At 36.9% G+C, this 11,744-nt stretch carries 13 protein-coding genes; 4 read left to right on the forward strand and 9 right to left on the reverse strand.

Features of this window, described 5'->3' with window-relative positions; all coding sequences use genetic code 11:
- The first annotated feature begins 614 nt into the window (after positions 1-614).
- On the forward strand, positions 615-917 hold the full coding sequence (locus H8A87_RS19170; RefSeq protein WP_198691479.1) for a hypothetical protein: 303 nt from the start codon (positions 615-617) through the stop codon (positions 915-917).
- Positions 918-1,204: 287 nt separating this feature from the next.
- Here H8A87_RS19170 and H8A87_RS19175 read toward each other — a convergent pair whose 3' ends face one another.
- Complete coding sequence (locus H8A87_RS19175) at positions 1,205-1,681, reverse strand: YaiI/YqxD family protein (RefSeq protein WP_198691480.1); 477 nt, start codon at positions 1,679-1,681, stop codon at positions 1,205-1,207.
- Between the two features lie 771 nt (positions 1,682-2,452).
- Positions 2,453-3,271: an aminoglycoside 3-N-acetyltransferase gene (gene aac(3) / locus H8A87_RS19180; RefSeq protein WP_198691481.1), complete on the reverse strand. Its 819-nt coding sequence runs from the start codon at positions 3,269-3,271 to the stop codon at positions 2,453-2,455.
- Between the two features lie 605 nt (positions 3,272-3,876).
- Between aac(3) and H8A87_RS19185 the strand changes: the two genes are divergently transcribed.
- Positions 3,877-4,470, forward strand: coding sequence for a lytic polysaccharide monooxygenase (locus H8A87_RS19185; protein WP_198691482.1), 594 nt, complete (start codon positions 3,877-3,879; stop codon positions 4,468-4,470).
- A 108-nt stretch (positions 4,471-4,578) separates the two neighbouring features.
- Positions 4,579-4,974: a VOC family protein gene (locus H8A87_RS19190; protein WP_198691486.1), complete on the forward strand. Its 396-nt coding sequence runs from the start codon at positions 4,579-4,581 to the stop codon at positions 4,972-4,974.
- 178 nt (positions 4,975-5,152) lie between these two features.
- On the opposite strand, the gene H8A87_RS19195 is transcribed toward H8A87_RS19190, so the two are convergent.
- Positions 5,153-5,587, reverse strand: a complete 435-nt coding sequence (locus H8A87_RS19195; protein WP_198691483.1) for a lysozyme — start codon at positions 5,585-5,587, stop codon at positions 5,153-5,155.
- Positions 5,588-6,291: 704 nt separating this feature from the next.
- Here H8A87_RS19195 and H8A87_RS19200 point away from each other — a divergent pair.
- Positions 6,292-6,642, forward strand: coding sequence for a DUF6693 family protein (locus tag H8A87_RS19200; RefSeq protein WP_198691484.1), 351 nt, complete (start codon positions 6,292-6,294; stop codon positions 6,640-6,642).
- 272 nt (positions 6,643-6,914) lie between these two features.
- On the opposite strand, the gene H8A87_RS19205 is transcribed toward H8A87_RS19200, so the two are convergent.
- From H8A87_RS19205 to H8A87_RS19225, 6 genes are all read right to left on the reverse strand, one after another.
- Positions 6,915-7,478, reverse strand: a complete 564-nt coding sequence (locus H8A87_RS19205) for an Ail/Lom family outer membrane beta-barrel protein (protein ID WP_198691485.1) — start codon at positions 7,476-7,478, stop codon at positions 6,915-6,917.
- Between the two features lie 887 nt (positions 7,479-8,365).
- Positions 8,366-8,647: a glutathione S-transferase N-terminal domain-containing protein gene (locus H8A87_RS20095; RefSeq protein ID WP_332460404.1), complete on the reverse strand. Its 282-nt coding sequence runs from the start codon at positions 8,645-8,647 to the stop codon at positions 8,366-8,368.
- A 155-nt stretch (positions 8,648-8,802) separates the two neighbouring features.
- Positions 8,803-9,573, reverse strand: a complete 771-nt coding sequence (locus tag H8A87_RS19215; RefSeq protein ID WP_198691487.1) for an N-acetylmuramoyl-L-alanine amidase — start codon at positions 9,571-9,573, stop codon at positions 8,803-8,805.
- 228 nt (positions 9,574-9,801) lie between these two features.
- The gene (locus H8A87_RS20100; RefSeq protein WP_408646950.1) at positions 9,802-10,017 is read right to left on the reverse strand and encodes a hypothetical protein; all 216 of its coding nucleotides are present in this window, start codon (positions 10,015-10,017) and stop codon (positions 9,802-9,804) included.
- Complete coding sequence (locus H8A87_RS19220; protein ID WP_232370374.1) at positions 10,014-10,775, reverse strand: hypothetical protein; 762 nt, start codon at positions 10,773-10,775, stop codon at positions 10,014-10,016. Before H8A87_RS19220 ends, H8A87_RS20100 begins: the two co-directional genes overlap by 4 nt.
- A 92-nt stretch (positions 10,776-10,867) precedes the next feature.
- Positions 10,868-11,653 (reverse strand): Tc toxin subunit A-related protein, encoded by a 786-nt coding sequence (locus H8A87_RS19225; RefSeq protein ID WP_232370375.1) that lies wholly within the window; start codon positions 11,651-11,653, stop codon positions 10,868-10,870.
- Positions 11,654-11,744 lie beyond the last annotated feature (91 nt).

Genomic DNA, 11,744 nt, shown 5'->3' on the forward strand with positions numbered 1-11,744 from the left:
GGCAATAACGGCAATAGACGTCAACTTTGACCATGCTTCATCCTTAAAAAGCCGGAAGCATATCACAGTAACTAACCATTTAATACATGACCCGACATTGAGCCATCAATCCTTAACAAAGAAAGAAATAATGACAGAGTGTTAACAGCAGATGAATCCGTTTTGCCATTTTCACAGGTAGAATGAGATAAGATATAAAAAATTACGACCACTTATTTGGGTGGTCGTAAACTATATCTCCAGCGTGTTTTACTATTTTGACAATACTACTTGATACATTATTTCAGCACCATCGTACCATCTGAGCGTTTTAGGTGGAATAAATTCTATATCTCCCCACATGCCACCTATCCATTGTGTGACAAATCGTCTACGTTCGGCTGGAACTAATAATGGCATATAAGAGTAATCATTAAATCTAATGTAAACCACACAACCAGAAATATCTGTTATACAAACCATATCACCACGGTCTTGTAAACAACCATTCCAAACGACTATTTCTTGGGTTCTACGTGTACCTGCATCATGCTGTAAATATCGGCTATCAAATTCCCCTCTGGTATAACACTCCCCTCTAACCGCATAATTCCCTGCATGTTGGTAGTTACCTGATGGCTGATAATTACCACGCGGCTAATATTTGCCGTCTGATTCTCCTTTCGTATAACTTTCTCCTTTCAATGCATAATTACCCGCTGGCTGGTAATTTCCTTTCGCCTGAAAACGGTCATCCGATTCCTCCTTGCTATACCCTAATCATTTTCGCCGATAAGCGCTGTCAAACCAGAAAATCCTCATTCTTTTTTGACGAAAAAACATCATTCAATGCATTTGCTAACATTCTTTATCCAGAGAACTATATTAGTGTTGCCATTGACAATAATGTTCCAAAACCACGTCAATATAAATATTGAAACAATCAATTAATTTAACTAAATAACTGCGCAAATTTCAGCATCTGGGACAGTGATTCCACATACGCATTATCATTGTTGACTCACGGACTCCTGTGTGAAACTGTGATATTCAGCTCAAGCAGTTTTACTTGCAATGTGGATAATTAATTATCCACATAAAGTATTAAATTTTCGCTCTGGCAGAGCTCGACCGCAAACAAAAATAATGGCCCAATTTATTGATGACCATTATAAATATAAGAGGCCGAAACTGTAATCTTTTTAATAACAATCGTGTTTTTTGTTCATAGAATTGTCATATTTCCTTTCAAGATACTTTTTTGTTGCAATAACCATTTATCTAGTTCATTTGCGAACCGCTGGCGATCACGTTGGTTTAACGTAGGAGGCCCTCCCGTTTGGATCCCGCTCGCTCGCATCGTATCCATAAAATCACGCATAGCCAGGCGTTCACGTATTGTTGCTTCACTATAACGTTCACCGCGCGGATTGAGTGCTATTGCACCTTTTTCAATCACTTCAGCAGCAAGAGGAATATCTGCTGTAATCACTAAATCACCGATTTCTGAGCGACAAACAATTTCATTGTCAGCGACATCAAACCCAGCAGGGACTTGTAATGTCCGTAAAAAAGCGGATGCAGGTACACTTAATCGTTGATTTGCCACGAATGTAATCCGTACTTTTTCACGTTCAGCTGCACGATATAATACTTCTTTTATAACCTTAGGACATGCATCAGCATCTACCCATATAGGCATAACAGATTCCTCTCAACTTCATATTTTTAGCTATATCTAGAATATTCCCACGATTTTTAAAATAATCAAACTGTTGTGGCACACTAATTATGCAAGTCTAACGGGTCTGGCATGGGTCGCCTGACTCAAACAAAATGGTCTCCGATGTTTTGGTAACGATTCAGTACCAGTTTATCCCCGTACTTACGGGGAACACTAATGAAAAACAATTAGATAAAAACGTATAGTCTTATGAACTGGATTCATACTCAACATAAGTTAAATAGGGCTACTTTTCCCGCTTTTTTCTCAGTTCCAGTAGTTACTCAAAACTCAGGTGACTGAGATCGATCTTCAATCGAATACCATTACATAGAGATTAATACGCCTTAAAATCTAGTTGTATATTATAAAATCTGATTATCCGCAGTGATAGATATCAACTGGGTTGTAAATTCAAAGCTTGCTGCTAGTTGTGGGGGCAGGCGCTGATCTCCTGCATTAAGTCGTCCGGTTCCCCATCCCGCACACCGTAGTGAGGAATAAACGATAATTAACAGCTTATATGGGCATGATTAAAGAAGATAGAGACAAATTAAAGGTTTGATCAAATAACACAGAAGCAAGGGTAATAGTGCCGTCCTGTTTCACCTTGTCATCGAGGTAGATTAATTCGAGTCCATTGTTGTTCTTCGATGATGAGATACACTAAAGATAACCAACGAAATTAATGCCATAACAACAAATTAATTTTGATAATTAATCTTATTTGCTAATAATTATTATTTATAATTACTTGTGGTAATTCTCCATCCAATGGATGGCATAATCCAGCATCTCTTTAGCAGGAACAAGTAATGTATTAGCAGAACCAATTACACCGTTAATCGCCCCCGAACGCGAATGACAAAATTGTTCAACAATATCTTTAAAATAGCTTTCATCAAATTGTTCACAGACAGGATCTACAGTGTCAAACTCTTCTAATTTAACCCATTCTACTTGGTCATTTTGCAATAGAGGGATCTCCATTTTACGAATATTCTTATTTGGAATATTTGCCAAGTGTTCAGCATGATGTAAAAGACTCATGGTTTCATATGGCGCGCCAATCATAAGAATTTTTCCTCTACTGGCTACGAATTTTGCAAATGGTGAGTTATTACCATACCCATAATTCAATGAATGATTTTCTATGAAATACTCTGCATTATTTCCAATGGCCACTACTGATGCACCAGGATTTTTACTTCGGACAGCCCCCTTAGTTGTCCTAATACATTCAGCGAATACACCATGATCCCTGCTTGCACGTGAAAATAATCGATCATACGGCATAATTTCAGGTTTTAACTCAAATGGCACACAACCATTCTCATCCATACTATCTTCGTAATTTTGATCCCAATTAGTATAACACAGCAATGCCCCTTTAACGCCTACAACAGTTAAAAGAGCCTGAATGAGATCATCAGTACCATTCAAACAATTACCGACAGAACGCATAGAAACATGGGCCATGACAACATCACCGTGTTTTATGCCTATCTTTCGGATCTGTTCAACGAGCGCGGATTTAGTCCAATATTTATCTTCACCTACTTGGATCATATTTCTGCCTTACATTGTAGCATTCAACAAAAATACTAGCCCAATGGTTTATCATTAAATTGAGAAGAACCGATCAAAAAAATTGAAAGCTAAAATATAAAAAATTGATTTTCATATGATTAAAATCTCACTATCTTTTTCACATAGCTTATCACATAGTCTATGCATCCAGGCTTCCCACCCAGAAACGTCTTACCCTCAACCTTTGTTTAAGGTTAGTTTATTGCATATTCTACTATTTGGGTCTACTTTAATTATGTGTACTCGAATATCCTACTTGTTGAGCACACACTCATTTGCTTCTTATTTCGCTCTTCCCCTCCCTACACTAGGGAGGAATTTTTGTTTTTTAAACAACATCCAAAATAGGATATCTCCTATCCGAGAAATGACATTAAAGCCAACAACAATCACTTCTCTCAAAATTATCTTTCTGGCATACCCCTATCATAAATTGAGTATTTATAATTAACTAATTTTGTTATAAATATCCCTATGCATTTCCATGAAAAGCTAATCAAATATCATATATGCCCATTAATACAATTACAAAAAGTAAAGTCACTTATTTTACAGTCAAGTACGGAAAAAATAGGAAATTCATCATGAACATTAAAAAGTCATTACTTTTGGTGGGATTGACAGCTTTTGGTGCAATCCCATTCTCTAGTGTTGCAGAACCCACCTCTCGCCATGGATATATCGATTCACCACCAAGCAGGGCACTTTTATGCTCTAAACACGTCAACAAAAACTGTGGACTTATCATGTATGAACCACAATCTGTTGAAGGCCCCAAAGGTTTTCCACAAGGAGGGCCGCCTGATGGAAGCATTGCCAGTGGTGGTGTGGGTCATTTCAATCAACTCAATGAACAAAGCGCGGATCGCTGGCATCATGTCAATGTCAATAAAGGCACTAATGATTTTACATGGACGTTAACCGCTCGGCATAGCACCGCTTCGTGGCAATTCTTTATTACTAAATCTGATTGGAATCCAAATAAGCCACTCACCCGTGCACAATTTGATCTAAAACCCTTCTGTGAACGTTTTGATAATGGAAAACAACCGGCCCAAAATGTCACTCTAAAATGTGATGTACCAGAACGTTCAGGATATCACGTCATTCTCGGTGTATGGACAATTTCAGACACCAACAATGCCTTTTATCAAGTTATTGATGTAGATATTAAATAATAGTAGGTGCACTAAAGTGCTGGCCATTCACCAGCACTTTTCTCTAAAAAAATTAAAATGATTTCAGGTAATATTGGTTTCCTAATTCAACCCTACACATTAAAAAACATGAAAAAATCAACTATCATTAGAATTGCCAGACCAACAGATAACCTTACTAAAATTGTAGACATGTATTGTAAAGGTTTAGATTTTACCGTACTAGGTGAATTCAAAAACCACGATAGTTTTGATGGTATTATGCTAGGACATTCCAATCACTCCTGGCATCTCGAATTTACTCATCATCAAAATACACATGTCGGTAAGGCTCCAACAAAAGATAATTTATTAGTATTTTATATCGAAGATGAACTTGAATGGCAGGAACAAATAAAATCAATGCAAGAAGCCGGGTTTACTCTCGTTCCTTCTTATAACCCTTATTGGGATAAAAGCGGAAAAACATTCGAGGATATTGATGGTTACCGTGTTGTATTACAACATGGAGTATCAGAAGTTTAGTTATTTATTTTATAGTTTAGTTATCACTTAATAAATTATTTTTCGTATTATACATTTATTCAATAAGGCTATTAATGAGGTTTAATTAAACTCATTTTTTATTGAACATCTCTAATAGCCTAAGAATATTCCCATACAACTCATTGATAGTGAGTAGCACCACCAAATTTAAATCTATTTATGATAAGAACATTTGCTGCTCTGATTTTCTTCGGATGAATAAATCCGATAACACGCGTCCATCCGCACGATCCCATTTCAAAAACTCCCCTGCTGCACCTTGGTAATCACCTGCGTTCAATTTTTTCAACAACGTTGAATGGGCAAAATTACCGATTCCCAGATTGAAAATAAACGAACATAAGGCATCAAACTGCCCTTGCGTTAGAGATACCTTAACTAATCGCTGAATGGCGCCATAAATAGGGATAAGATCTTGATGCAAAAATACCTCTGCCTGTTGCGCGGTAATCACTTGCCCAGGTTTCACTCCCTTTGTATGACCATACCCAATTGTCCACGGTGCCGCTCCAGTGGCTGGGTCAGGGTATGCTTTCAATCTCAAGCCTTCATAGCTCTTGAGCTTATAAATACCATTTTCACTGATTTCCACTCATTCTCTCCGCTGTTAAATTGAATATCAGGTTAAAATTTGTTCAAAAAACAGTCTGAGGTTAAAGTATAGTCAAATAAAAAATCAGTGAAGTTATAGTCGCACCTAAACAACAGAATCTCGGTTAAAAACCCAAACAAGTATCTAATTATATTTCAATAACATAATTTAATTTGCAAATTTTTTTTAATTTTTAAAATTTAATTTAATAAATACCTTGACTCTTTTTGTTTTGAGCATAAAATCCTCATCAGAATTTAGATTTTCGTGAAGTAAATCACAATTTATAACTCTCAAAGGAATCATCATGAAATCTGTAAAATCTTTCCTCTCAAATGTACATTGCGTTGTTATCCGGCTGTCAGCAACCCGCTTTATGTAAGCATTGTGCCAGCACAGAGATAAGCCAGTTCAAAAACGAACTGGCTTTTTTATCACCTATGGTCAATCTAATGTGAATACTTGTTCAACTCTACCCTTCATCTTTCAAACCGCCGCTTTTTGGCTGTGTTCACTCCCTAGTTACGTAGTTAGGAATTCACTCCATTGCCGTCGTATTGCAAAGAGATCTATTGGATATAACTCGTTATTCACTCTCAATTTTCATTGAACTACTATTCCAAATAATCTGTCTTATAAGTGTCGTAATTACCATTTCTATAGCTACTAGCGTTCAGCATTTATCTAAATATCTGGAGAAGTATATGAATTCAATGGACTTTCGTGGTCTAAAGTTAAAATCAGAATTAGGGGTACTTGAGATTATTTTACATCTCATCATCTGGTTCCTGATTATATTCCTTACGCTGGGGCTAGGCGCCTTTGTGTTTCCTTACTATATGACTCGTTTTATCATTAGTAAAACACATGTCATAGACCGAGATAGTGGACAAACTATCGGCAAGTTAAATTGTGATATTAACTTAATCGATATGATTGGTTACATTATCATTTGGGCTATTCTCTCTTTTATTACATTTGGTCTTTTATATTTCGTTTTCCTTTACAAAATTGTAGCCCACTGTATAAATCATACGCGTGTAATCTCTGCATAAACCATAATTGAATACATAATCACAGGTATCCTTTCATGCCTGTGATTTCACAATAATAGCTTCTTTCTCTTATTATCAACAATGACACTCATTCATATAAATGATGCAGAATATATTTTCATATAAATTTTATATTTTAAAAAGCCCGAACCCTATCACACTAAGAGTTCAGGCCAAAATGATCATTCCATAAAATGATCGTCAATAGTTAAATCGTTTTAAAAATGGGAGCGTTAACTAAAGAAAAGTAACGAGTATAGATAAACTATAGTTTAGAAACGATAGCCAACACCCAATACCCAAGTTCCAAGATTAGCTTCTTTAAATTTCGCATATGAATATGAGGCATCAATAGCCCAACTTGAGGTAGGATTAAATTGTAAACCCGCGCCGTAAGACAATGAAGTCTTTTTCGTAATATCTTTATCTTCCGTGTCAGAAAAACCCGCTTTACTATGAGTCATACCAATCAGTCCATATGCACTAATATAATCGTTAAAACGGTATGCTGGACCCACCATCAGAGATGTATTTTTCCAGCTAAATTTTACGGATGAGTTAGGGTAATTATATTCATGTACATATTGAGTATAAGTTAATGAACCGATAACACCAAAATGCTCATTAAATTCATAGCGATATTTCAGATTTAATCCATGCTGTTTTGTATCCAGCTCCATAGAGTTAAAAACGATTTTATCACTATCATTTAGTGATGCATTGCTCTGAGCATATCCCAGAGAAATAGTTCTTTTACTACTATTGCTGGCATTAGCACTAAAAGTAAGTATAGATAACCCCGCAGCAATAGCCACTGTCAGTAATGTTTTTTTCATAAGTCAATATTCTCTGTCATTTACGCTTGATGTATTCGCTCTTAAAGGAAAAGCTTGCGGAATATACAAGACTCATATTAATAATTCAACCATAAATAAAAAACATAAAATTACACCCACAAAGATATTTATCTTTATAATTCAATGTACTATACGTAAAACAGGTCATTTTAAAAGGTTAATCAATTATCTGAAAATATATATTCACAAATACGCACAAAGAATAAAATCACTTATTTATCAAGTAATTAAAACAAGAGGAATTTAATTTTTAATTTTTAATTTTTAATTTTTAATTTTTAATTTTAGGATATATCCTAAAATAAAAATAACATAAAGTGTAATTAGATGACATTTTAGCTTTAGATAGATTATTATTATAAATACAGGCATAATTATCATTCAAAATAATAAATAAATTGAGCATTTGTACTAGCAACTTACTTATTATAAAAATTGAAATTTATCGGTAGATAATAATTAAATATACTTTCATCATATCTAAGCTAATAATGCAACATTACATCATTAGTTTTCCTTTCTATGGGATAAATTTCAAGTTGCAACCAAAAAAACTGCAACTTGGAAGATAAAGTCTATTTTCAGATAGCACTCAACTCTTGATAATAAATCATGGCATGGACGATTAATGTTTATATCAAAATATCGATAAAGTATATGACCAAACTGTATATCTGCGAGGGTAAAATGGTCAACAGCAATAAAATTATGTTGCTCAAGTTGTACCTCATCAATATTTAACATATTATCCAATCTGTTTATTTCATCCTGATTTTGATGTTGTGGTGCAGTACGAACTACCCACCAGAATATGGGAGCAGTAAAGTTAAGTGCAATATTTATTTTCGACCATTCAGTCCATTGATCTATATATGTACGAACTTCAAGATGTTCCGGCCAAAAAAGCGATTTATCATATCGATTAGCACGATAGCGTAAAATGCCCCTGTTTCCCAAATCGGGGCACTATCACCATCCTTGAAAACCGGTACTGTTCCATTCGGATTCATGGACAAAAATTCAGGTGTGTTATTACCGCCATATTTATGCCCAATATCGTAGCGAGTAAAAGAAAGCCCTAATTCACCAATACACCACATCAATGCCTGAATATTGAATGAAGTTTTTCGCCCCCAAACAGTTATCACTGAGTGACTCTCCGTTAATAGTATCAAATTAAACTATTTCCGTAGTGAAAATAGAAAGATTAATATTTTCAATATATCTCATTCACTTCTCAAGTTGCGGATTTATTATCTGTACCGCAACTCGGAAGTGATTAGATATATTTCATGAGAAATCATTATTCATTATCAAAGTATTTTTCAACTAAAGCATATAAAATGGCAATCGTTTCTATATCTGGCATACTACTATAGTATGATGGACGAAAATGCATTTGAAATGCCTTGATTAAAGAATGAAAGTACTCGTCTTCTTCCGCGCCAGAAACATCATAACCATAACGTTTGAACTTCGCTAAAATCTCAACGGTATCAGGTAAGCCATGACCAAATTGTTTGATATATTTTTGCTTAGTCTCTTCATCATACCATGCCCCAACGCCTGCATCATATAACTCTTTCCACGGGAATGATGGGCCTGGATCTGTTTTTCTTTGCCAAGCAATATCTGAATGCCCCACAACATGGGTCGGCTTAATATCTGGATAACGTTGTAAGATATTAATAGCTAATGCTTTAACCGCTTCAATTTGATCAGGGTGATAAGGGGGAAAAGTGAGAACGCCATAATAATCACTAGCCTCATTCACAATCTCAATACCAATGGATGAATCATTTAATCCCTCTCGTCCCGCCCAACTGCTCACACCAGCATGCCAAGCTCTTTCAAGTTCATCCACCAGATTGAATATGTGAATTTCATCAAATCCCGCGGCTTGATAAGTCGGATCATCTGGATCTGGGACTAAGTAATGAGCGCTGACGAGATCGCCTGTCAATGCCTGAATGGATTTTTCAAAATTCAAGGCAGTGTAGTGCATAACTAAAAAACGGGAACGTCGGTTAAAACTCTTGATTGAGCGATACGAGTTATAATCAATTTTATGCATCATTGTTCTCCTTCATTGGTTTTACGGTGTAACGCGGGAAATTCAAATCACTGCAAAAAACACATTCCATATCGCTGTCATGATAAATCAACAGGCATGTTTGAGCACGATGTAAACTCACTTATTCCCTTCATCTTTCAATCAACCGAAGATTAGGCAAAAAAACACTCGTCAGGCAAGTGTCTTTCTTTCTACAACTGAAAGCCTATGGTATCTAATCTATTGTGTCTAACGGGAGGATTTTAATTCAGTAAGCGATTTCAAATAGTAGGATTTACCGGGATTGTACGGCGGCCCCATATCAATGGTTTCATGATTAGATTTGGCAATATATCCCATTCCTTCTCTGGCAGCATTAGCCAATAGCCCACAATCCTGATCACCAGACCAAGAAAAGATCCCTCCCAATTGATGCTTGCTGACGTATTCTCCTTTTTGCTTCACCGTGCACGGAGTATCCTGTGAAATGAAATACGGGAAGTACCTAAATCGCCGTAAGGATCCAGCGGTACGATATGGCCTTCACTAATTTTCTGGTCAGTTTGAGAATTCCAGCCATCCCAAACTTCGTTTACTTTAGCTTTTTTGACGCCAATATCCCCATAAATGCCCAAAAAGCTGAAAATCAACTTGTCGTAAATTGTTGGATCAATAGTCGATAAAGCGAATCCCCTGCCCCACTTTTCGGGATCCGCATTTTCTTCATCTAGACGGACATCGTATTGGCACCAATCTGTGATATAGGCAGAAAGTTTAGGTTTCGTTGAGTCACGTTCATATTGGTTATACATGGGCTTACAGACACGAGTGGCGGTATAGGAAAGGTGTGCGCCTGAGCCGTCTGGTTTGTATCCCACGAGTTTATAGCTATTTTCCGTGGGTGCATCAGATTGCAGAATGGGGAACGGAATATTTTGTGTTGGCAGTATTGTGCCATCCGTTGGATTGCCATGCTGTTTGATTTCGTCTGCCGTTGCTGCTCGGACATATTTCCAGGCATTGTGCGGTGAGCTTTCTTTGCCGGATTGGCCGGGAACATGCCAACGTTCAACCCAGTATGTGTTGGTATAAACGTTGCCATCAAAAATAACATTATAAACTCGTCCGCCTTCCTGCTGATTCCAAGCGGTTAACGGATCACCAATAACATCACTGATATCGGACATTGCATTTGATGATATGTAAGTGTATTTGTTAACCATTGAGAAACTCCAATCATTTTTTCTTGTTCAGCCCCCCCCCTTCAGGAGGCTGGTTTATCATGAAATCACCCGTAACAAGCCAAACCTTGCAGTTATGAGTCCATCACCTTTTGTTCTGTCAGCAGTTTCTGGACGGCATTACCAAATGCAGAAGAACCTACTTTGGCTGTGTATCTGACATGCAGAATGACATCAGTCAGGCTGTCGATATTTTGTGTTTGATTGGTAAACGCGAATGTCCAGCTTGATTCGACGCCAGCACCTTCAAATGGCAAAAAGCGTTCATCATCAAAATTCAGTGTGAACATGCCGCTGTCATTCATGCCATTAGATAGGGAAATATTATGATAATCCTTGATAAAATCGGCTTCTTGCAGATTAAAAGTTATCGCTGAGTGTTGTTTTAGTGTTTCCAAATCCTTGATCCACAACTCTTTTTTCAGTTCTTTCAGGGAAATGGTTTTGGTGATTTCTTGCAAGCGTGAATTTTGTTCAACATAGGCACGTTCCATTCTTTGCAAAGCCAGTTTCAAGGTTTCACCAGACATCAACCCCTGATAGTGATCATTCCAGCTATTGCCTTCAATAATGGTCTGTTCTGAACCCATTTCGTACTGCAATGAGGCTTCTGCGGAAAGGCACAGCGATGAAACAGCGTCATAGACTTGCAGATATAGGTTCGATAGTTGGCTTATCATCCATGTGTACAAACTTTCATTGGTAAATCGGCTGGAGAAGTAATCCAATAAACCCAGTGATTTCTGTTGTTCTGCTTCAACCTGCGCCAACCGTTTGGTGGCAGCCGTCAATTGCAGATTTTGCACATTAATTTGCTGATCAATGGAGTTAACTTTCCATTCCGCTTGTTTGTATTGCATTTCCCAATCTTGGCGACGCCGACGGTATGATTCCGATACACCCAAGCTGTCAGCTTTAATACTGTCAGCCTAGTACTACAGTCGTAATTGC

It is taken from the genome of Xenorhabdus lircayensis, from assembly GCF_016306625.1.
GTDB classification, from domain to species: domain Bacteria; phylum Pseudomonadota; class Gammaproteobacteria; order Enterobacterales; family Enterobacteriaceae; genus Xenorhabdus; species Xenorhabdus lircayensis.

Excerpts from the sequence above, each read along its gene's own strand:
- H8A87_RS19170 (WP_198691479.1), top strand. The coding sequence starts at position 615 with ATGGCTGATAATTACCACGCGGCTAATATTTGCCGTCTGATTCTCCTT.
- H8A87_RS19175 (WP_198691480.1), bottom strand. The coding sequence starts at position 1,681 with ATGCCTATATGGGTAGATGCTGATGCATGTCCTAAGGTTATAAAAGAA.
- H8A87_RS19185 (WP_198691482.1), top strand. The coding sequence starts at position 3,877 with ATGAACATTAAAAAGTCATTACTTTTGGTGGGATTGACAGCTTTTGGT.
- H8A87_RS19190 (WP_198691486.1), top strand. The coding sequence starts at position 4,579 with ATGAAAAAATCAACTATCATTAGAATTGCCAGACCAACAGATAACCTT.
- H8A87_RS19200 (WP_198691484.1), top strand. The coding sequence starts at position 6,292 with ATGAATTCAATGGACTTTCGTGGTCTAAAGTTAAAATCAGAATTAGGG.
- H8A87_RS19205 (WP_198691485.1), bottom strand. The coding sequence starts at position 7,478 with ATGAAAAAAACATTACTGACAGTGGCTATTGCTGCGGGGTTATCTATA.
- H8A87_RS19215 (WP_198691487.1), bottom strand. The coding sequence starts at position 9,573 with ATGCATAAAATTGATTATAACTCGTATCGCTCAATCAAGAGTTTTAAC.
- H8A87_RS19220 (WP_232370374.1), bottom strand. The coding sequence starts at position 10,775 with ATGGTTAACAAATACACTTACATATCATCAAATGCAATGTCCGATATC.
- H8A87_RS19225 (WP_232370375.1), bottom strand. The coding sequence starts at position 11,653 with ATGCAATACAAACAAGCGGAATGGAAAGTTAACTCCATTGATCAGCAA.